This window comes from uncultured Gilliamella sp., from assembly GCA_945271295.1.
Classification (GTDB): Bacteria; Pseudomonadota; Gammaproteobacteria; order Enterobacterales; family Orbaceae; genus Gilliamella.
This window is the reverse complement of record CALYPG010000019.1, coordinates 27,788-49,894: the sequence shown is the minus strand read 5'-3', so window position 1 is coordinate 49,894 and position 22,107 is coordinate 27,788. Positions and strand designations below refer to the sequence as shown.

Annotated in this window: 17 protein-coding genes and 1 pseudogene; 14 read left to right on the top strand and 4 right to left on the bottom strand. The window is 35.7% G+C overall.

Annotation, left to right across the window (positions count from 1 at the left end):
• Positions 1-202: 202 nt before the first annotated feature.
• The 7 genes from Q0K76_RS09765 (at position 203) to Q0K76_RS09735 (ending at position 9,892) form a co-directional block, all read left to right on the top strand.
• On the top strand, positions 203-1,780 hold the full coding sequence (locus Q0K76_RS09765; RefSeq protein ID WP_363322458.1) for a TerC family protein: 1,578 nt from the start codon (positions 203-205) through the stop codon (positions 1,778-1,780).
• 35 nt (positions 1,781-1,815) lie between these two features.
• Entirely contained in the window at positions 1,816-1,998 is a 183-nt protein-coding gene (locus tag Q0K76_RS09760; RefSeq protein WP_294615062.1) for a hypothetical protein, read from the top strand.
• A 174-nt stretch (positions 1,999-2,172) separates the two neighbouring features.
• Positions 2,173-3,483: an NCS2 family permease gene (locus tag Q0K76_RS09755; protein ID WP_294615059.1), complete on the top strand. Its 1,311-nt coding sequence runs from the start codon at positions 2,173-2,175 to the stop codon at positions 3,481-3,483.
• 310 nt (positions 3,484-3,793) lie between these two features.
• A complete protein-coding gene (xylA, locus tag Q0K76_RS09750; RefSeq protein ID WP_294615057.1) occupies positions 3,794-5,113 on the top strand; it encodes a xylose isomerase in 1,320 nt (439 codons plus the stop codon).
• A gap of 74 nt (positions 5,114-5,187) precedes the next feature.
• Positions 5,188-6,645, top strand: coding sequence for a xylulokinase (gene xylB / locus Q0K76_RS09745; RefSeq protein WP_294615054.1), 1,458 nt, complete (start codon positions 5,188-5,190; stop codon positions 6,643-6,645).
• Between the two features lie 346 nt (positions 6,646-6,991).
• Positions 6,992-8,638 carry a family 43 glycosylhydrolase gene (locus tag Q0K76_RS09740; RefSeq protein ID WP_294615051.1) on the top strand — a complete coding sequence of 549 codons (1,647 nt, stop codon included), beginning with the start codon at positions 6,992-6,994 and terminating at the stop codon, positions 8,636-8,638.
• Between the two features lie 18 nt (positions 8,639-8,656).
• The gene (locus Q0K76_RS09735) at positions 8,657-9,892 is read left to right on the top strand and encodes an MFS transporter (protein ID WP_294615048.1); all 1,236 of its coding nucleotides are present in this window, start codon (positions 8,657-8,659) and stop codon (positions 9,890-9,892) included.
• 92 nt (positions 9,893-9,984) lie between these two features.
• Here the strand turns inward: Q0K76_RS09735 and Q0K76_RS09730 are convergent, their stop codons facing one another.
• Positions 9,985-11,157: a DNA-binding transcriptional regulator gene (locus Q0K76_RS09730; RefSeq protein WP_294615046.1), complete on the bottom strand. Its 1,173-nt coding sequence runs from the start codon at positions 11,155-11,157 to the stop codon at positions 9,985-9,987.
• A 315-nt stretch (positions 11,158-11,472) separates the two neighbouring features.
• Here Q0K76_RS09730 and rpsL point away from each other — a divergent pair, with 315 nt between their 5' ends.
• The 5 genes from rpsL (at position 11,473) to Q0K76_RS13045 (ending at position 16,287) form a co-directional block, all read left to right on the top strand.
• On the top strand, positions 11,473-11,847 hold the full coding sequence (gene rpsL / locus Q0K76_RS09725) for a 30S ribosomal protein S12 (RefSeq protein ID WP_025316630.1): 375 nt from the start codon (positions 11,473-11,475) through the stop codon (positions 11,845-11,847).
• Between the two features lie 101 nt (positions 11,848-11,948).
• A complete protein-coding gene (gene rpsG, locus Q0K76_RS09720; RefSeq protein WP_065559623.1) occupies positions 11,949-12,419 on the top strand; it encodes a 30S ribosomal protein S7 in 471 nt (156 codons plus the stop codon).
• A gap of 108 nt (positions 12,420-12,527) precedes the next feature.
• Positions 12,528-14,630, top strand: coding sequence for an elongation factor G (gene fusA / locus Q0K76_RS09715; RefSeq protein ID WP_294615023.1), 2,103 nt, complete (start codon positions 12,528-12,530; stop codon positions 14,628-14,630).
• 69 nt (positions 14,631-14,699) lie between these two features.
• Positions 14,700-15,884: an elongation factor Tu gene (tuf, locus tag Q0K76_RS09710; protein ID WP_294610733.1), complete on the top strand. Its 1,185-nt coding sequence runs from the start codon at positions 14,700-14,702 to the stop codon at positions 15,882-15,884.
• 295 nt (positions 15,885-16,179) lie between these two features.
• Positions 16,180-16,287 carry a hypothetical protein gene (locus tag Q0K76_RS13045; RefSeq protein WP_363322462.1) on the top strand — a complete coding sequence of 36 codons (108 nt, stop codon included), beginning with the start codon at positions 16,180-16,182 and terminating at the stop codon, positions 16,285-16,287.
• A 77-nt stretch (positions 16,288-16,364) separates the two neighbouring features.
• On the opposite strand, the gene Q0K76_RS09705 is transcribed toward Q0K76_RS13045, so the two are convergent.
• On the bottom strand, positions 16,365-17,591 hold the full coding sequence (locus Q0K76_RS09705; protein WP_294615021.1) for a hypothetical protein: 1,227 nt from the start codon (positions 17,589-17,591) through the stop codon (positions 16,365-16,367).
• 811 nt (positions 17,592-18,402) lie between these two features.
• Between Q0K76_RS09705 and Q0K76_RS09695 the strand changes: the two are divergent.
• Positions 18,403-19,173 (top strand): annotated as a pseudogene (locus Q0K76_RS09695) (class I SAM-dependent methyltransferase).
• 168 nt (positions 19,174-19,341) lie between these two features.
• The gene (locus Q0K76_RS09690; RefSeq protein WP_294615016.1) at positions 19,342-19,677 is read left to right on the top strand and encodes a zinc ribbon domain-containing protein YjdM; all 336 of its coding nucleotides are present in this window, start codon (positions 19,342-19,344) and stop codon (positions 19,675-19,677) included.
• 123 nt (positions 19,678-19,800) lie between these two features.
• On the opposite strand, the gene Q0K76_RS09685 is transcribed toward Q0K76_RS09690, so the two are convergent.
• Together Q0K76_RS09685 and djlA are read right to left on the bottom strand one after the other, a co-directional pair.
• Positions 19,801-21,249, bottom strand: a complete 1,449-nt coding sequence (locus tag Q0K76_RS09685; protein ID WP_294615065.1) for a TrkH family potassium uptake protein — start codon at positions 21,247-21,249, stop codon at positions 19,801-19,803.
• A gap of 14 nt (positions 21,250-21,263) precedes the next feature.
• Entirely contained in the window at positions 21,264-22,106 is an 843-nt protein-coding gene (gene djlA, locus Q0K76_RS09680) for a co-chaperone DjlA (RefSeq protein WP_294615014.1), read from the bottom strand.
• Position 22,107: the final 1 nt, after the last annotated feature.

Genomic DNA, 22,107 nt, shown 5'->3' with positions numbered 1-22,107 from the left:
TTTTATTGTCACCATTATTTTAGTTAAGATTCGCACTTAGTACTTGAATTCAAGATTAATTTTATACTAAAACGTATACTACTCCTGAAAGTTTTTGACAAAACTAACAAATTTTATAAATATTTTATTGATTATTTAACCAATTACAGACAGAATTACTAAGCAGCATGTGCTGTGTTTATTAGAGGTAATCACCTGACATATGGAATGGATCATGGATCCTACAATCTGGATTGGTTTATCCACACTTATTGTACTTGAAATTGTCCTTGGTATTGATAATATTGTTTTCATTGCCATTCTTGCCGAGAAACTTCCTTCTCAACTACGCGATAAAGCACGCATTACAGGTCTTGCCTTTGCTCTCGTCACCCGAATATTGTTATTAATGTTTACTGGCTGGTTGGTCACACTTACCACACCATTATTTTCCGCATTTGGTATTAGTTTCAATGCACGGCAACTAATAATGCTAATCGGTGGGATATTTTTGCTATTTAAAGCAACAATGGAACTCAATGAACGTCTTGAAGGCGCATCACATGAAGATGGCAAACCGAAAAAAACCTCGCATTTTTGGACAGTTGTGGCACAAATTGTAGTGTTAGACGCGGTTTTCTCACTCGATTCGGTAATTACCGCTGTAGGTATGGTGGAACATATTCCGGTAATGATTATTGCTGTGTGCATCGCAATAGGTATTATGATGGTTGCCAGTAAACCGCTTGCATATTTTGTCAATTCCCATCCCACGATAGTGATTTTGTGTTTAAGCTTCTTATTAATGATTGGCTTTAGTTTAGTGGCCGAAGGATTTGGCTTTGTTATTCCAAAAGGTTATTTATATGCTGCAATCGGCTTCTCCATTATGATTGAATTTTTCAATCAATTGGCGATATTTAATCGACGAAAGGTATTAAATAAAAAACCACTACGTGAACGTACCGCCGAAGCCATTTTGCATTTATTAAAAGGCGATGCCGAAGAAGATCCCGATAGCCATACTATTGATTTAGTCTCTGATACCAACAAAAAAGTGTCCGTTTTTAATCATCAAGAACTCAGTATGGTTGAACGCGTACTTGGACTTGCACAGCGTTCAGTCAGTAGTATTATGACCTCTCGACTCGATGTTGATATGGTTAATATTAATGACGACCGTGAGATTATTTTAAAAGAGATTTTTGATAATCCGCATTCGCGTTTAGTTGTAACAGATAACGCTTCAATTGATGAACCCTTAGGGATTATACAAGTTAACGATCTATTAAAGGATGTATTACAAAATAAAGAACCAATAGATATTAACGCACTTATCAAGCAGCCACTAATCTTCCCGGAAACAGTATCTTTATTAGTCGCATTAGATCAATTTAAAAAAGCCAAAACCCATTTTGCCTTCGTTGTCGATGAATTTGGTTCGATGCAAGGAGTTGTCTCAGTTACCGATATAATTGAAACCATTGCCGGTGATTTCCCAACCGAAGAAGAAGATATTGATGCTAAACATGATATTCAATGTCTGGACAATAACAGTTGGATTGCCAACGGCTACATCCCTGTTGAAGAATTAGTGCGTTTTATCCCTATTGAGATTGATGAAAAACGAGAATACCATACTCTCGCTGGTCTGTTGATGGAAAAAGCTCAGCATTTACTTGAGGTTGGTGAAACGATCCAAATTGGCGATTACTTATTTGAAATAATCGAAATAGAAAGTCACCGTATTATTAAAGTTAAAATTACTTTAAATAAACTCGATTTACCATCAACCGAATAAATTTACTTTTTTAGCCCGCTAATTTCGGGCTAAAAATGGCAATAGAATTAGTCAATTCAGATACGAATATCTCAACAACATCAAATAATAAAACAGTACTAACACCAATATTATTTAACAATACCAGCTTAGCAAACCAAAAAACTGAAAATAAAGAAAAAACTAACATTGAGATTAATGTCAATCTTTCTGCTAGTCATGGAAGTGCTATAGAATAAAACTTGATTTAGTTAAATAACTGGCAATAATATCACTGTTAAATTTTATTTAAAGATGTGAAGTCACAACGCCACATCTTTTTTGTTTTTTACCTCTTAGCAATTTTTGGTAAAGATGCATTTAGCATACTATATGAACATTCATTATTATTAACCTAAATTGGACCTTAACTCATGAATTCAATATTCGAAAAAATATTTCAATTGCAGCAGAAAAAATCAACTGTCGGTACCGAAGTCATTGCAGGGTGTACAACTTTCCTCACCATGGTCTATATCATCTTTGTAAACCCCAGTATTTTATCAGCAACAGGGATGGATACCTCAGCGGTATTTGTGCTAACTTGCCTTGTCACCGCTTTTGCTAGTATTTTAATGGGATTAGTTGCTAATTTACCTATTGCCTTAGCACCAGCAATGGGACTCAACGTATTTTTTGCTTATGGCATTTGTGGGGCTATGGGTTACTCTTGGCAAATAGGTATGGGCGCAATATTTTGGGGATCCTTAGTCTTTTTTGCTTTATCTCTTTTTAAAGTTCGCCATTGGTTAATTGAACACATTCCACAGTGTTTACGTGAAGGCATTAGTGCTGGGATTGGGCTATTTATTGCGTTTATGGGTTTTCAAAACATGGGGATTGTGGTTTCTTCTCCTGCAACCTTATTAACAATGGGTAATATCTTATCACTAAAAGTGTTACTCGGTTCGCTAGGATTTTTTATTATTATTATTTTAGCTGCCCGTAATTTTCACGCCGCGGTATTAATTTCAATCTTAGTAGTAACACTATTTGCCTTATGGTTAGATCCGGATATTCATTACAATGGCATTGCTTCAATACCGCCTAGTGTTACTAGTGTTGTTGGGCATGTTGATTTAGCTGGTTCGCTTAATATTGGTATTATGGGCGTCATCTTTTCTATTATGATTGTTAGCTTATTTGACTCATCGGGTACCATTTTAGCCCTAACCGATAAAGCGGGTATTGCGGATGAAAAAGGCCGTTTCCCTAAAATGCGCCAAGCGTTATTAATCGATAGTTTCAGCTCCTCATTGGGTGGGATATTTGGTACGTCATCGGTATTAACTTATATTGAAAGTTCTGCGGGTATCTCAGTTGGAGGTCGTACAGGTTTAACTGCTGTTATTGTTGGTCTCTTATTCCTAATGGTTACCTTCTTATCGCCACTCGCTCATTTGGTACCGAGTTATGCGACGTCTGGCGCACTAATTTTTGTTGGGATCTTAATGGTTTCTAGCTTAGTCCGAGTTAACTGGTCTGATTTAACCGATGCTACCCCCGCATTTATCACAGCACTAATGATGCCATTTGCCTTTGCCATTACTGAAGGTGTCGCTCTCGGCTTTATCTCCTATGTAATACTAAAAACTTGTACCGGCAAATTTAAAGAGTTAAATCTATGTGTCATTATTTTTGCCTTACTATTTACATTAAAATTTATCTTTATTGATCATCATTAATCTCAATAATTGAAATTCTTATCACTGAAAAGTGATAAGAATTATTATGCTTTTTATCCATACCTTTCAAATAAATCAATTTCACATTTTCTACTTTTATACCAATTAATAACACTCATCTAATCAATAAGTTGAAACTCATATCAATAGAATATGATCTGTATCACAAAAACCAAAAAACATAAAATGACTACAAAATTTAACAATTGTTCATAGTATAAAAATTCATGCATAGTAATGGCTACTTTTATTTTGATGATAATCACTAGATAAAACAACTAAATTCTAGGCGCCATATTAGGAGAACACTATGACTCAATATTATGAAAAAATTGAAAGAATCAACTACGAAGGAACGGAAACAAAAAATCCTTTTGCCTTTCGGCACTATAATCCGCAACAAGTGATTTTAGGTAAAACAATCGCTGAGCACTTACGATTTTCAGCTTGTTATTGGCATACATTTTGTTGGGCTGGAACAGATATGTTCGGCACCGGATCGTTTGATTATCCTTGGCAAAAAAATGCTGATCCACTAACAAATGCCAAAGCTAAGGCGGATGTGGCTTTCGAATTTTTTTATAAATTGAACGTTCCTTTTTACGCTTTCCATGATGTTGACATCGCGCCTGAAGGTAATTCAATTAAAGAATATATCAATAATTTATCCATTATGACGGATATATTTCTAAAAAAACAACAAGAAACTGGTGTAAATCTATTATGGGGCACGGCAAATTGTTTTACCAATCCTCGCTATGCTGCAGGTGCCGCAACCAATCCAGATCCGGAAATTTTTGCCTATGCAGCAACTCAAGTTGTTCACGCAATGAACGCTACCCATAAATTAGGCGGACAAAACTATGTGCTATGGGGTGGTAGGGAAGGATATGAAACACTACTAAATACAGACTTACGCAAAGAACGCGAACAAGTTGGCAAGTTTATGCAACTGGTGGTTGAAAACAAACATAAAATTGGATTTAAAGGTACTTTATTAATTGAACCTAAACCACAAGAACCAACAAAACACCAATATGACTATGATGTCGCAACTATTTATGGCTTTTTAAAACAATTTGGTTTGGAAAAAGAAATAAAAGTGAATATCGAAGCAAACCATGCCACACTAGCCGGTCATTCATTCCAACATGAAATTGCATCAGCTATTGCACTTGATATTTTTGGATCGCTTGACGCAAATAGAGGTGATCCTCAACTCGGTTGGGATACCGATCAATTCCCTAATAGCGTGGAAGAAAATACACTAGTCATGTATGAAATTCTAAAAGGTGGTGGCTTTAAAACAGGAGGGTTGAACTTTGATGCGAAAGTTCGTCGCCAAAGCATGGATAAATATGATGTATTTTATGGGCATATTGGCGCGATGGACACCATGGCATTATCATTAAAATGTGCCGCTAAAATGCTTGAAGATAAAACACTAAATCAAATCGTTCTCGACCGTTATAGTAATTGGGACAAAAAATTAGGCAAAAGCATTTTACAAGGTGAAATGTCACTACAACAAATCGCCGAATACTGTCTACAACATGATATACAACCTAAAGCACAAAGTGGACAACAAGAAAAACTAGAAAATTTAGTAAATAAGTTTATTTTTGGATAAAACTATTATTCCAAATAAACATAACAGGGCCGCATTACTAAGCGGTCCTTATATACTTATTGTGAGGAACAAATATGTATATTGGTATTGATTTGGGGACTTCCGGTGTTAAAGCCATATTAATGGATGAACAGCAAAAGATTATCGCCTCTAACACCCAAAAACTCACTATATCTCGCCATCATCCTTTATGGTCAGAACAAGATCCTGCCGAATGGTGGCAAGCAACCAGTTTAGCCATTGAACAGTTAGGTCAACAGCATAACTTACAACAAGTACGAGCAATTGGACTCAGTGGTCAAATGCATGGTGCGGTCTTACTAGATAAAGAATCACAAGTACTTAGGCCTGCTATTTTATGGAACGATGGTCGTAGTGACAAAGAGTGTCAAGAACTAGAAAGTTTGGTACCGACTTCTAGGCAGATTACCGGTAATTTAATGATGGCGGGATTTACCGCCCCTAAAATAAAATGGGTACAAAAATATGAACCGAATATTTTTGCGCAAATAGATAAAGTACTCCTTCCTAAAGACTACATCCGTTTCAAAATGACCGGGCAATTTGCCTCTGACATGGCAGATGCCGCTGGTACGATGTGGTTAGATGTTGAAAAACGCGATTGGAACGATCAACTACTGCAAGCTTGCGGTCTAAATCGGCAACAGATGCCGATGCTTTTTGAAGGAAATCAAATTACTGGTTATGTTAATGATGACATTGCCACACGTTGGGGCATCAAAAAAATTCCGGTTATAGCTGGTGCCGGTGATAATGCTGCCGGCGCTATTGGCGTCGGTCTTTATCAACCAGGACAAGCTATGCTATCACTAGGCACTTCTGGTGTTTATTTTGTCGTGACTGATCGCTATATGAGTAAACCCGAACAAGCTATCCACAGTTTTTGTCACGCATTACCTGAACGTTGGCATCTAATGTCTGTCATGTTGAGCTGTGCTTCATGCCTTGATTGGGCTTGTCAATTATTGAGTATTAAAGATGTACCTACTTTATTTTCTTTAATAGAAGAAGATCGAACAACTGATAAACCAGCGATACATTTTTTACCCTACCTATCAGGGGAAAGAACGCCACATAATAATCCTACGGCTAAAGGTGTATTTTGGGGATTAACCCATCAACATACTAAAACCGATCTTGCCAAAGCGGTATTATTGGGCGTGAGTTACGCTCTCGCTGATTGCATAGATGTCATTCATCAATTCGGCATTTCACCGGATAAAATCATTGTTATTGGTGGCGGGGCAAGAAGTTCATACTGGCGGCAACTCATATGTGACATATCTGGTTATAAAATACAATATTGTGAAGGTGGCGATGTAGGCCCCGCATTAGGTGCAGCAAAACTCGCACAAATTGCTTGTAACCCAGACATATCGATTAAAACACTATTACCTGAATTACCAATAGTACAAACTCATCAACCCAATATGGATAATAACCAATATCACCAAGAACAACGAGTGATTTTTAGAAAGTTGTATCAACAACTTCAACCGCTAATGTCTTAATGTTAATAGTGCAGAATTTTATTATATTAATGATTTCTGCATTTCAATTTACCCTATAATATTCAAGCATGATATTAATAAGATATTAATCAAAAATATCATTCCCCCTTAACAATTCTCCTCTCTTATTACTATATAAAAGCGTTAAATTAATATCTTTATTTACATATATCAATATATGTGACGCATATCTCATAAACAAAATTTCATAAATTTGAAACCAAATTTGGTAATAACACATCGTAAATAGATAAATTATATTTAAATAACAAATATTAAATTTCATCTATTGTTCAACATATATTTTTTGCGTTATCAATCACCTAATACTAAGAGAAGAATAAAAATGCCTAAAATAAAAAATCCAGTCATACCCGGTATGTCACCGGATCCATCCATTATTCGTGTGGATAATACCTATTACATTGCTACCTCTACCTTTCATTGGCAACCGGCTATTCAAATTTTCCAATCCCATGATTTATCTAATTGGGTATTAATTGATTATATTTTTAAACATGGTGAAATAAACTTATCCGGAACCAATACACCAGCTGGTGTATGGGCGCCACATTTATCTTATGATCCAATTAATAAAAAATATTGGTTAATTTATTCACACATGATCAATATGGCCGGTCGCGAGTTTAATGCCGATACCTATGCGATTTGTGCCGATAATATTCAAGGTCCTTGGTCTGCACCTATTTATTTAACTTCTATTGGCTTCGATCCCGCATTATTTCATGATGACGATGGTAAACACTATTTAACAATTTTAGAATGGGAAACTCGTCAAGGACATCAAGCACCGGGTCATATCGTGATAGCCGAAGTTGATTTAACCACTGGCAAATTGATTTCCCCATGGGTACGAGTAACTCAAGGTTTTACCACAAGAGGATGTGCTGAAGCACCGCAACTGTATAAAAAGCAGCACTATTATTATTTATTGATAGCGGCGGGCGGTACGGGTTATGCTCATGGCATTGAAATAGGGCGTAGTAAAAATATTTTTGGTCCTTATCAACCCCATCCATCAGGAGAACCTATCGTTACTTCTTCGCCTAATCATCTCTTTTCATTAGGCGATCCCGATGCCGGGCATTTTGAAATGTACAACCCTAATTCAGTAATGCAAAAAGCAGGACACGGCTCGCTGGTTGAGACACAAAATGGTAATTGGTATATAGCACATCTTATGTCTAGACCAATAAAAGGTACATTACTCAATCCCCTTGGTCGCGAAACCTCTATTCAAAAGATGCAATGGACAGATGATGGTTGGTTAGTTATGGCGGACGGTTCTAATTTAGCTAAAATGGAATTTGATTCACCAATACCAATCAAGGGCAAAATAACTGATGATGTGATTGATGAATTTGATCAAGCTTATCAATTACAGTTTATGACACCTTATCGACATCAATCCAGTACTTGGGTAAATAGTGATGAACGTCAAAGCCATCTAAGAATATACGGGCAAAACTCGCTATTTTCTCAAGTTAAACCATCTATTATGGCAACTCGTGCCACCTCTTTTAATTATCAAGTCCAAACTAAAGTTGAATTTCACCCTGAGCATTATTCACAAACCGCAGGCGTCGGGCTTTACTATGATTCAAATAATTGGCTCTATTTACATTTAACTTATAGTGAACAACTAAAAACCACTATCCTGACCATTTTACAAGCAAAACTAGGCGTTAGAGTTGAGTTTACCAATCATCGTATTGCTATACCTGATGGTATTGTCGAACTCAAATTAGCTTATCAACAAGGTATAGTTGACCTGTTCTACAAACAGGACCAAGAGTGGATATCCATCATTAATGGTTTAGATATGCTTTACTTATCAGATGAAGGTGTGAACGGTGAACCTGGTGAAATTGGCGGATTTACCGGCTTATTTAATTTTATTGCTTCAGTTGATAGCTACCAGCATCAATCTTATGCCGATTTTGATTATTACTATGTGATAAATAATCGCTAACATTTAAGGTAGAATATTATGAAAATAACGATTCCATTAACTCGTTTAGTGCCCGGACTGATTATCGGCCCAGCCTCATGGTTAGGCCCCTACATTGCAGCCGCAAGCCTATTTTTACCGGCATTAATTCAACAAATTGATGAAAATAACAAGATTCATTTATTAGCGCTATTTTCCGCTTGTGGCATGGTAACGGCGGCAATATCAAATATGGTAGCAGGGTATTTATCAGATAGAACTCGTTCAAAATTTGGTAATCGCACCCCTTGGATTGTTGCTGGTGCAATAGCATTCATGTTATCAATGATATTGGCGTCAACTGCCAATACTATTCCTTTTTTATTGTTTTGCTGGCTATTAGGTCAAATTGCCTTGAATTTTATTGTTGCTCCAATGGTGGCTTGGATAGATTTTGCTGCAAATGATAGAAAAGGTACCGCCTCAAGTGCATATGGTGGATTAGGAATGGCTTTGGGTAATAATGGATTTACCATTATTGCCGCTATGTTTTTAGGTAATTTTCGATTTGGCTTTATTGTTTTTGGTGTGATTACATTAATTGGCGTATTAATTTCAGTTATTATTGTTAGAGAACCTTCTAACCTTAACCAAACCATAACATGTAAATCGAGAAAAAATGAAAATGGATTAAAAAATTTATTAGCAATTTTTCCTAAATGGTCAATTGGTAGAGACTATTATTTAGCACTAATAGGTAAACTATTTCAGGGCATCAGTAACTTTGCCATTACCGGATATTTGTTATTTATTATGACTGATTTTATGCATAGTAATACCGATGAAACACAAAATTCTATTCAGTTAATTAATATCATCATGCTTATATTTGGTATTTCAATGGGATTTATTGCAGGACCAGTATCGGATAAATTAAAAATATTAAAATTACCTGTTGGCTTATCTACCATATTCTTGGGCATTGGCGCAATCAGCTTATCTATTTATCCTAATCATATTGGTATTTTAATTTATGCTTTTGCCGCAGGAATTGGTATGGGCATTTGGAATTCACTTGATAATCTATTAAATTTACAAGTTATTCCTGACAAAAGTAGAGTGGCATTCTTTTTAGGGATCTACAATTTAGGTAATACTATCACACAAGCTCTTGCGCCAATAATTGCTGCTTGTGTTATTTCTGTATTTGGTTTTTCTGCTATTTTCATAGTATCGTTTGTGTTTGCAATGATCGGTGGAATTTCAATACTATTCATTCGCTCAGTTAAAAAATAAATATAAAACAAAAGAAGAAAGATAGTCGATAACAAGCAACTTTCTTCTTTTTCATACCAATGAACTATCAATTTGCTTTATCATACTTAAACTTAACTCGTAACATATTTATCCCTAAATTCTTTTGGCGTCATTCCATACAATTTTTTAAATAAAAAATAAAAATACTGTACTGATGGATAACCACATTGTTCAGAAATTGCTTGGATTGATAATGACGAATCAGTTAATAAATATTTAGCTTGATTGAATTTTTCTTCATGAATAACAGAATGAATCGTTTTACCTAACGATGCTTTAAAACGAATTTCTAAATTGGAACGCGAAATTTGCATTTCAGAAATAACTTGTTCTACTTTAATACCTTTACAAGCATAATCCTGAATATAGTGAATGGCTTGGATGACATAAGGATCTTGTACAGAACGGTAATCGGTCGAACGCCGAGCAATAATTTTTTTAGGGGCAATAAGTAAAGGCGATTTTGGGAACTTACCATTAGAAAATCGTTTCTGTAATAAGCTAGCCGCATTAAACCCCATTTCCTCTGTACCTTGCTTAACGGTTGATAATGAAACCATGGCTAAATCATTAATGACTTCTTCGTTATCAATGCCAATTAAACATAATTCTTCTGGTATTTTTATACCGACCCTATCACAGGCTTGTAAAATATGATGAGCTCTAGCATCATTTACGGCAATAATACCAGTATTAATCGGTAATGATTGCAACCATATTGATAACTTATCTAAACTTTCTTGCCAATTATCAAGAGATGTTGTCATTCCTTGATAAATAACACCTTTATAACCTTTTTTCTTTAAAATTTGCTCGAATATTCGTTCTCTAACTCCTGCCCAACGACAATATCGGTTTGGTGGAATACTATAAAAAGCAAACTTATTAATCCCTTTTGCACATAAATGACTGAAAGCCGCTTCAATAATGGCATAATTATCAGCGGCAACATAAGGAACGTTAGGATAACTTAAATCATCCGGATAAGAACTTCCTACGCCAATGATAGGTATATTAACTTCTTTCAGTAAATCCTCTATATCCGGATCATCAAAATTGGCAATAATGCCATCACAATCAAAATTAAAGCTAATGTTGCTTTCATAACGCATTGTTTCGGATATATATATATTCCAATGAATATTATTCGATTTCAAAAAGGTGCCTATACCTTTAAGTATTTGACGATCATAAATATTATTGGCATTAAATAGTAATACAACTTTATAAGATTCACTATGCATACTGATTATGTTTAGGTAATTAATAAACTTTCAAAACAGTATAATATTACCGTTAATTAATGCAAAAAATTTGGTTTTATTTAAAAATAATTTCACCCAAAATATTCTTCAAAAACAGATTAAATGGCGTATATGATTTTTGCTTAACATGATGAATAATTTTAGCAAAAAACTTACGTCATGACTTGACATTATCCCCCTTGAGGTCTAGAATCTTGCGACCCCAAAACTTATATATGGGTTTTGGGCTACAGTTATTAATTACGTATCTACAAAGCAATTTTAAATTTATTTTAATTAATCAGGAGCTTATTAATGGCAACAATTAATCAGCTGGTACGCAAACCAAGAGCACTAAAGGAAGTAAAAAGTAATGTTCCTGCACTTGAAGCCTGCCCGCAAAAACGCGGTGTTTGTACTCGTGTTTACACAACAACACCTAAAAAACCAAACTCAGCATTACGTAAAGTATGCCGTGTGCGTTTAACCAACGGTTTTGAAGTAACTTCATATATCGGTGGTGAAGGCCATAACTTACAAGAACATAGCGTGATTTTAATTCGCGGTGGTCGTGTTAAAGATTTACCTGGTGTTCGTTACCATACTGTTCGCGGTGCATTAGACTGCGCAGGTGTTAAAGATCGCAAACAAAGCCGTTCTAAATACGGTGTAAAACGACCTAAAGCTTAATGGAACTCCGTTAAGTAAGGCCAAACTATATAATTCCATTTAACTCATTTGAGTTTTGGGTAAACCTGAAAAATTTATAACATAATAAACGGAGTATTCCAATGCCACGTCGTCATGTTGTCGGTCAAAGAAAAATTTTACCTGATCCGAAATTCGGTTCAGATTTACTGGCGAAATTTGTAAATATTTTAATGATAGATGGTAAAAAATCTATCGCAGAATCAATCGTATATTCAGCTCTTGATAAATTAGCTGAGCGTAGTGGGAAAGACCACTTAGCAGCTTTCGAAGTTGCATTAGATAACGTAAGACCAACTGTAGAAGTTAAGTCTCGTCGCGTTGGTGGTTCTACATACCAAGTTCCTGTTGAAGTGCGTCCGGTTCGTCGTAATGCACTAGCAATGCGTTGGATTGTAGAAGCAGCACGTAAACGTGGCGATAAATCAATGGCTTTACGCCTAGCCAATGAACTTATGGATGCTTTTGAAAACAAAGGTACCGCTGTGAAAAAACGCGAAGATGTTCATCGTATGGCTGAAGCTAATAGAGCGTTTGCACACTATCGTTGGTAATTCAGGCGCTAATATCAGTGTCTTGAATTAAGACTGAACGCCCTTATATGTTTTCAGTCGCCTTAAATGATATTTTATTAAGCAAACGATTCTAAATAGAGGATTAATATGGCTCGTACAACCCCTATAGCACGCTACCGCAATATCGGTATCAGTGCACATATTGACGCAGGTAAAACAACAACGACCGAACGTATTTTGTTTTATACTGGTGTAAGTCACAAAATTGGTGAAGTTCATGATGGCGCTGCTACCATGGACTGGATGGAACAAGAACAAGAACGTGGTATTACTATCACGTCTGCTGCAACAACTGCATTCTGGTCTGGTATGGGACAACAATTTGAACCACACCGAATCAACATTATTGACACCCCGGGGCACGTTGATTTTACTATCGAAGTAGAACGTTCTATGCGTGTTCTTGATGGTGCAGTAATGGTTTACTGTGCAGTTGGTGGTGTTCAACCTCAGTCAGAAACAGTATGGCGTCAAGCAAACAAATATAAAGTTCCACGTATCGCATTTGTAAACAAAATGGACCGAATGGGTGCAAACTTCTTACGTGTGGTTGAACAAATCAAAACACGTTTAGCGGCAACTCCAGTTCCATTAGTGTTACCAATCGGTGCTGAAGAAGGATTCACTGGTGTTATTGATTTAATTAAACGTAAAGCAATTAACTGGAGTGATGCCGATCAAGGTGTAACCTTTACTTATGAAGATGTTCCGGCTGATATGGTTGAGCAAGTCGAAGAATGGCGTGCTAACTTAATTGAAGCAGCGGCTGAAGCAAGTGAAGAGTTAATGGAAAAATACCTTGGTGGTGAAGAGTTAACTGAAGAAGAAGTTAAAACAGCATTACGTGAACGCGTACTTGCAAATGAGATCATCTTGGTTACTTGTGGTAGTGCCTTTAAAAATAAAGGGGTTCAATTCATGCTTGATGCAGTGATTGAATATTTACCAGCACCAACTGATGTACCAGCAATTAAAGGTGAATTGCCGAACGGTGATGCAGCTGAACGTCATTCAAGTGATGATGAACCATTCTCATCATTAGCGTTTAAAATTGCAACAGACCCGTTTGTTGGTAACTTAACCTTCTTCCGTGTTTATTCTGGTGTGGTTAACTCTGGTGATACTGTTCTTAACTCAGTTAAAGATAAAAAAGAACGTTTTGGTCGTATCGTGCAAATGCATGCCAATAAACGTGAAGAAATAAAAGAAGTTCGTGCGGGTGACATTGCTGCGGCAATTGGTCTTAAAGATGTGACTACAGGTGACACTCTTTGTGCTGAAAGCGCACCAATTATTCTTGAAAGAATGGAATTCCCAGAACCAGTAATTTCGGTTGCTGTTGAACCAAAAACTAAAGCTGACCAAGAAAAAATGGGACTTGCTTTAGGTCGACTAGCGCAAGAAGACCCTTCATTCCGTGTTCACACCGATGAAGAATCTGGTCAAACAATTATTTCTGGTATGGGTGAACTACACTTAGAAATCATCGTTGACCGTATGAAACGTGAATTTAAAGTGGAAGCCAACGTTGGTAAACCACAAGTAGCTTACCGCGAAACCATTCGCAATGAAGTGGAACAAGAAGGTAAATTTGTTCGCCAATCAGGTGGTCGTGGTCAATATGGTCACGTATGGTTACGAATCAAACCACTCGAAGCTGGTGGTGAAGGTTACAAATTCAACAACGAAATCGTTGGTGGTGTAGTACCTAAAGAGTACATTCCTGCGGTTGATAAAGGTTGTCAGGAACAAATGAAAAATGGTGTTCTTGCTGGCTATCCGATCGTTGATGTTGAAGTCACTATCTATGATGGTTCTTACCATGATGTTGACTCATCAGAAATGGCATTTAAAATTGCTGGTTCAATGGCATTTAAAGATGGCTTCATGAAAGCTAAACCAGTGCTTTTAGAACCGATTATGAAAGTCGAAGTTGAAACACCGGAAGATTATATGGGTGACGTAATCGGAGACTTAAACCGTCGTCGCGGTATGATTGAAGGTATGGAAGATACAGCAACTGGTAAAACAGTAAAAGCACAAGTTCCACTTTCAGAAATGTTTGGTTATGCAACAGACCTACGTTCACAAACTCAAGGTCGTGCTTCTTACTCTATGGAGTTCTTGAAGTACAATGAAGCACCAACAAATATTGCAACAGCAATTATTGAAGCTCGTAAAGCGAAATAATTTTTACATAAATAAAGTAACACTTCCCTCATCGAAAAGAGGGAAGTGATTTAATAAAGGAACATTAAGATGTCTAAAGAAAAATTTGAACGTACAAAACCCCACGTTAACGTTGGTACAATCGGCCACGTTGACCATGGTAAAACAACTTTAACTGCTGCAATCACTTCTGTTCTTGCTAAAAAATATGGCGGACAAGCACGTGCATTTGACCAAATCGACAATGCACCAGAAGAAAAAGCACGTGGTATCACCATCAATACATCACACGTTGAATACGACACACCAACTCGTCACTACGCACACGTTGACTGTCCGGGCCATGCTGACTATGTTAAAAACATGATCACTGGTGCTGCACAAATGGACGGTGCTATTTTAGTAGTAGCTGCAACTGATGGTCCTATGCCACAAACTCGTGAGCACATCCTTTTAGGTCGTCAAGTAGGTGTACCTTACATCATCGTATTCTTAAACAAATGTGATATGGTTGATGATGAAGAATTATTAGAATTAGTTGAAATGGAAGTACGTGAACTTCTATCTCAATACGATTTCCCAGGTGATGACACACCAGTTATTCGTGGTTCAGCGCTTAAAGCGTTAGAAGGCGATGCCGCATGGGAAGACAAAATTGTTGAATTAGCAGAAGCATTAGATAGCTACATTCCAGAGCCAAAACGTGATATTGATAAACCATTCCTACTTCCAATTGAAGATGTATTCTCAATTTCAGGACGCGGTACAGTGGTAACCGGTCGTGTAGAAAGCGGTGTAATCAAAGTTGGTGAAGAAGTTGAAATCGTTGGTATCAAACCAACTACAAAAACCACTTGTACTGGTGTAGAAATGTTCCGTAAATTACTAGACGAAGGCCGTGCTGGTGAAAACGTTGGTGTATTATTACGTGGTACAAAACGTGAAGAAATCGAACGTGGTCAAGTACTTGCTAAACCAGGTTCAATTACACCACATACTGATTTTGAATCAGAAGTGTATATCTTAAGCAAAGATGAAGGTGGTCGTCATACTCCATTCTTCAAAGGTTACCGTCCACAGTTCTACTTCCGTACAACAGACGTAACCGGAACTATCACCCTACCAGAAGGTGTAGAAATGGTAATGCCAGGCGATAACATCAAAATGACTGTATCATTAATTCACCCAATTGCCATGGCTGACGGTTTACGTTTTGCTATCCGTGAAGGTGGCCGTACTGTTGGTGCTGGTGTGGTGGCTAAGGTTATTAAATAACCTATTTCACTCGACTAATCAAAAGGTGCATAATGTGCACCTTTTTTATTTCTCAATCAAATTACCTGGCAGTAATTTGTATTTAAATCGCATTTGTTAAATAAAATACAATATTTATCATTCATAATAATTACCCGTTATCACGACAAGCTAGCTCAGTACCTTAGTTATCTATTAAAGGTAAGAGTAGATAATGGATCAGAATTTATCGGAAAAAAATTCAGTAGCTGGGCGAGTTCATGGAATAACCATAAATTACATCAATCCGGATAGCTATCCTTAGCAAAATGATTTTATTGAACGATTTAACCGTACTTATCAGACAAAGGTACTGGATTTATACGTTTTTAACAACCAGAAGCACGTAACGAGAATAACGGAACAATGGGATAACTATTTATAACACCAAGATATCCCACGATATCATTAAAAAATATAACGCCGATTGAATATAAAATACTAAAGCACTCAGCGTAATTTTTAATCATCCGTCTCTTTAAGACAAACTAGATAATCCGGATAAAAGTCAGCGTCCGTTCCAACATAGCCTGAGCCAGGACTCACATCAATACGGTTAAAACGATCTTGAATAGGATTCATCTCCTTAGCCCAATATCTATCTCTATCATCTCGCCACTTAGAATCGGGATAGGTTTTATTGGTGGTGTATCCCCATTCACTAAAAAGTGTACCATCAATGGCACGGGTATAACCATTGGTAACTGAAAATCCCGAATTTAATCTCTTATTATCAACTGGAGAATTAGTTAATTGTTTATAAGATAACATATATTCTATAGGACACTTTTGTAAAGCATTAGACCAATTCCCTAAAAAGTTCTTATTTGGATATACCCAAAGTGAAGTAGGATCGAAACTATAATCATGCATAATTGACTGATCTCTTTTTAACGTCGCACGAACTGTTATAGTACCTGACGGTTTTGTCTTTAAAAGAACAAAACCTTGTTGATCAATACTCACCACATCTTCATTATGCGAAACCACTTCAAAAGTATAATCAGTTTGAGCTGACGACATCAATAATTGAAATTTAGCACCGGGAAAACCAGTTGTCGGAAATCGTTTACCTCCAGATGCAGTCGTAGCAGCTTTAAATCCCCAATTAGGGATATAGTCAGCAGTATATCCACCCCCAACTGAAGTGTTTATTTTGTTATGATTTTTATTATTCCAGTTTTGGAATCGATTATTACTATCAAAACTAACCCATTGAAGATTTTTTTCAACATTAGTGGCATTCGGTCTGACATAACAAATTTTTGATGCAGTGGCAATTTTATATGTTTTTTCTATTTTCACAAAGTCACTTTCTTTAGGCGTGCCATACTGAGAATTCCCCTTTATCTTAGCACTCATAACCAGTTTTAATGGCATGGAATAATCACCACAGCCAATGGTATCATTAAATCTATCACTTTTAATTTGTACACCATTATTGTCATACCACGCATAATTAACTTCTTCTATAATAAAAGGATTTATAGGATCTGCACCATCACCATCGTTATCACTATAATCAGTGTCACTGTCAAAGTCACTAGAAGAAAATGTTGGAACTATAAAATCGGCATAGATTAAATGTGCATCAAATATTTTTATCTCATCCGATTTAATATTACCTACGTTATTACTATAAAATGTGTCATTTACACTAAAACCCAGTTTTTCTGATGCACTTTGCATAATAGAAGGCGCATTACCTCTTATAGATTCTATTGTGTTTATCGTCACACTAGCATTAACATTGTTAATTGATAATATTAAACCAAAGAACAATACTAAATTTTTTTTTACAAAGCGATAATTTAATTTTTTGACAAGTAATACCAGATTGACGATATTATAAGATTTATAGTTAAAGAAGCCGGCAATAAATGATAAATAAAAAGGTAACAGAGATTTTATTACAGTTTTCAATAATAGATAAAAGTTAATATAACAATTTTTTATCATATTTTTTAACATACTTCTACAACTCCATATAACATTTATTTTTATCATTTCCAATGAAAAATATAATAATTTTTACTGTTTTTACAACTTTTATAAAACTGTTGTTTATTAAACAATATTCTTTCAACAATCTAATATTATAAAATAAAATTTATGATCATTACCGCTTATTTATACAAAATTTATTATGTATATTAACCTGTTATTTATCACCACATATTTACCAAAGATACTGGATCACAATTATATTACTTTATAATAATAAAATTATACTATCTTTTTTAGCTTATTTGACAAATATCACAGGATATTACTATTTATACAAATAATAATCACTATCAATAAAATCGACTAAAAATAAGATATTATATACAGAAAAAATAGCCAAATTAACCCGTTATTATCCAAACAACATTAGTCAGCGTGGAAAAAAATTGACTAATATTCCCCATACAATTTAAGCACCAACAAGCGGTAAAAATGTTGCTAACCATGTTGAGAGTGAAAATTCTAACAAGCATTTAACCTAAGGAATGACATTATGAATAATGATAAAAAAGAAGCAGGTCATAAATTCCTAGCCCGTTTAGGTAAAACTCGATTACGTCCTGGAGGTAAAGCAGCAACAGAATGGTTATTACAACAGGCAGCATTTACACCCCAAAGTCAAGTACTGGAAATTGCCTGTAACATGGGTACCACATCCATTGAAATTGCCAAGCGGTTTGGTTGCCACATAACAGGTATAGATATGGATAAGCAGGCACTAACACAAGCAAAGTAAAATATCGCCAAACATAATGTCAGCCATTTAGTTAATGTACAAGAAGCTGATGCATCAAAATTACCCTTTGCTAATAACAGCTTTGATATCGTGATTAATGAAGCCATGTTAACCATGTATGCAAACAAAGCAAAAGTACATTTACTAAAAGAATATTTCAGAGTATTAAAACCCGGTGGTAAATTGCTAACTCATGATATTATGTTAGTTAATCCACAACAAGCAACAGCGGTCATTGAACGTATCCATCAAGCAATCAATGTTAATGCTCAACCGATTAGTTATAATGCATGGCTTAACCTCTTTGCAACTATTGGATTTACTGATATTAAATCAGATCATAATGACATGACATTAATGTCTCCCAAAGGCATGATCGCAGATGAAGGATTGTTAGGCACATTAAAAATTATTCACAATGCATTACGCAAACAGAATCGTGCGCAATTTTTTACGATGTTCAAAACCTTTAGACGCAATAGTCATCAATTAAATTATATTGTTTTATGTAGCACAAAACCTAAATAACTTAACTAATGACTATTTGATAACTACAATCACAGCCAATTTTTGATTAAACCAAATGATCAAAGTTGAAATACAATAACAAATTGACAAGTAATCGCCATGACTTAACCACATTTTTTTGTTATAGTACCTTCTTCTTTTTGACTTGATCAGGATTAATCATAAATCATGGAATCTATTCCTAATTGCCCTATTTGTCAGTCCCAACACACCTATCAAGACGGTTTATTATATATTTGCCCAGAATGTGCACATGAATGGGATCCTAATGCAACTTCATTTAACAACAATGAATTACAAGTAAAAGACAGCAATGGTAATTTACTTGCTGATGGTGACAATATTATTCTAATTAAAGATCTTAAATTAAAAGGATCGTCAACCGTACTTAAAAAAGGTGCAAAAGCCAAAGGTATTCGTTTAGTCGAAGGCGATCATGAAATTGATTGTAAAATTGATAACATGAAAGTCATGCTCAAAGCTTGTTTTGTTAAAAAAGCTTAATCACTTTTAATTTAATGCTGAAACAATCAGCATTAAATTAACCCTTATCTTGTAATATTTCTTTTAATAATAAAACACCTTATCAAGCCTTTTACCAACTCGATTGGCACTTAGTTTTTGAACCTACAAATTTCGCCAGAATGTTGGTGTGAATAAAACTAATAGTGTAAAGATCTCTAATCGTCCAAATAACATATCCATAATCATTACCCATTTAACCATATCACTTACACTGGCAAAATTATCGCTGACACTGCCAAGTCCTATCCCTAAGTTATTTAAGGATGAAGCGACAATATAAAAAGAGTCTGTAGCATTAACGCCTGTTGCCATGATAAAAAATAGACTGATTAAAAAAACTAATGCATATGCCGAAAAAAATCCCCAAACGGCTTCGATAATTCTTTCTGGTACTACCCGTTTATTTAATTTTAGGGTGTAAATTGCATTAGGGTGAATAAGGCGTTTTAATTCTCGCGAACCTTGCATAAAAAGCAGGAGCACACGCACAACTTTGAGCCCACCACCGGTTGAACCAGCACAGCCACCAATAAATGAAGCACACAGTAAGAAAATGGGTAGTGATGATGGCCATGTATTAATATCATCAACGGTAAAACCAACGGTTCCTGCTACAGAGACAACTTGTAGTACAATTTTATCTAAACTAAGTTTTCGATCAGGTTGATATAAATAAATGACACTAACACAGATCAATATGACAATTAATAAGATAAATAGGAAAGTTCTAAATTCTTGATCTTGCCAATAAACCTTAATTGAAAAGCCATTGAATGCGGCAAAATGTAGTGCAAAATTACAACCCGATAAAATCAAAAATAACGTCACAATATAATTAATAGTAGCACTATTAAAATAAGCTAAATTACTATCATGAGTGGAAAAACCACCCATTGAGATAGTGGAAAAGCTATGGGAGATGGCATCAAAGGCATCCATACCTGCAAACCATAAACAAATAGCACATAATGTCGTTAGCAGTATGTAAATAGACCAAAGTGTTTTGGCTGTTTCAGCAATACGGGGACGCATTTTACTATCTTTTTGTGGGCCGGGAATTTCAGCACGATAAAGTTGCATGCCACCAACACCTAATAATGGTAAAACGGCGACAGCTAACACGATAATACCCATACCGCCAAGCCATTGCAGTAATTGCCGATAAAATAGTAGGGCTTTAGGTAAGTGATCTAAGTTAACAATAGTGGTGGCACCAGTTGTAGTTAAACTAGAAAATGATTCGAAAAAAGCAGTGGTTAGATTGAGGTTAATATGATGATCAAAGATAAAAGGAAAGGCACCAATAGTACCTAACACAACCCAAAATAGCACCACAATAAAAAATCCTTCACGAGTACTGAGCTCATGATGATGGTGTCGATTAGGCAACCATAATAAACAGCCTAAAATTAAAGCGGCAATAAATGATCGCACAAAAATTGCACCGGCACCATCGCGATATATTAGCGCAATCAGTGCCGGAATTAGCATAAATACTGAAAGCAAGGTAATTAATAAACCAACTATTCTAATAATTGAGCGCCAATGCATCATAGTTGTTATCTCTATTTAAAACCACGAGAGGCCTTAATTAAATCATACGCGGCTTGGATTTCTTGTGCTTGTTTTTTCGCTGCTTCGAGCATCTCTTTTGGTAAACCTTTGGATACCAGTTTGTCAGGATGATGTTCATTCATCAATTTACGATAAGCTCTTTTGATTACAGTAATATCTGCTGAAGGTTCAATGCCTAGGATTTTATAAGCATTTTGTAGATCTGATTGAGTTGAATGACCTTGGTTATAACCACCATAGTTGTTGCTTTGCTGATATTGATAATGTTGTTGGTTAGTATAATCATGTTGATGAAAATGATAACTTCCCATCATCATTTGAATATATATTGTCATTTGCTGGCGAGGGATATTAAATTCCTCGGCAACAATATAAAGGATTTGTAGCTCTTTTTCATCTAAATTCCCGTCAACCAATGCTGCATGGATTAGTTGTTCACAAAAGATATTTAACACATTACGTCGATAGCGATATTGTGCGTAAAGTTCTTTTAAACGAGAACGAAGTGGGTAATCACTTACTTTACCACGGTTAAATGATTCTTGAGCAAGTTGCCGGCTATTACTATCAAGTTGTAGCCGATCCATAAATTGACGCGCCAGATTAATATCATCTTGGGTTACCACGCCTTTGGCTTTACTTAAATGCCCCAGTACTTCAAAAACAACCGTTAAGTAAAGAGTCGGGTTAGCATGCGTCCTTTGTTCGGTTAATTTATTGCAAAAAGCTTGGTAGAGCATTGGCCCAATAAATAAGCCGATAAAAAATCCCCAACTAGTTTTTAACACCAGACTTAAGACAAAGCCGGTAATAATTGCCCAAATAAAAGACATA

Bases quoted from the DNA above. Each gene is read 5' to 3' on its own strand.
- tuf (WP_294610733.1), top strand. From the start codon at position 14,700: ATGTCTAAAGAAAAATTTGAACGTACAAAACCCCACGTTAACGTTGGT.
- Q0K76_RS09760 (WP_294615062.1), top strand. From the start codon at position 1,816: ATGGCAATAGAATTAGTCAATTCAGATACGAATATCTCAACAACATCA.
- rpsL (WP_025316630.1), top strand. From the start codon at position 11,473: ATGGCAACAATTAATCAGCTGGTACGCAAACCAAGAGCACTAAAGGAA.
- Q0K76_RS09690 (WP_294615016.1), top strand. From the start codon at position 19,342: ATGGAATCTATTCCTAATTGCCCTATTTGTCAGTCCCAACACACCTAT.
- xylA (WP_294615057.1), top strand. From the start codon at position 3,794: ATGACTCAATATTATGAAAAAATTGAAAGAATCAACTACGAAGGAACG.
- Q0K76_RS09740 (WP_294615051.1), top strand. From the start codon at position 6,992: ATGCCTAAAATAAAAAATCCAGTCATACCCGGTATGTCACCGGATCCA.
- Q0K76_RS09705 (WP_294615021.1), bottom strand. From the start codon at position 17,591: ATGCAAAGTGCATCAGAAAAACTGGGTTTTAGTGTAAATGACACATTT.
- rpsG (WP_065559623.1), top strand. From the start codon at position 11,949: ATGCCACGTCGTCATGTTGTCGGTCAAAGAAAAATTTTACCTGATCCG.
- djlA (WP_294615014.1), bottom strand. From the start codon at position 22,106: ATGTCTTTTATTTGGGCAATTATTACCGGCTTTGTCTTAAGTCTGGTG.
- Q0K76_RS09765 (WP_363322458.1), top strand. From the start codon at position 203: ATGGAATGGATCATGGATCCTACAATCTGGATTGGTTTATCCACACTT.
- Q0K76_RS09730 (WP_294615046.1), bottom strand. From the start codon at position 11,157: ATGCATAGTGAATCTTATAAAGTTGTATTACTATTTAATGCCAATAAT.
- Q0K76_RS09735 (WP_294615048.1), top strand. From the start codon at position 8,657: ATGAAAATAACGATTCCATTAACTCGTTTAGTGCCCGGACTGATTATC.
- Q0K76_RS09685 (WP_294615065.1), bottom strand. From the start codon at position 21,249: ATGCATTGGCGCTCAATTATTAGAATAGTTGGTTTATTAATTACCTTG.
- Q0K76_RS09755 (WP_294615059.1), top strand. From the start codon at position 2,173: ATGAATTCAATATTCGAAAAAATATTTCAATTGCAGCAGAAAAAATCA.
- xylB (WP_294615054.1), top strand. From the start codon at position 5,188: ATGTATATTGGTATTGATTTGGGGACTTCCGGTGTTAAAGCCATATTA.
- fusA (WP_294615023.1), top strand. From the start codon at position 12,528: ATGGCTCGTACAACCCCTATAGCACGCTACCGCAATATCGGTATCAGT.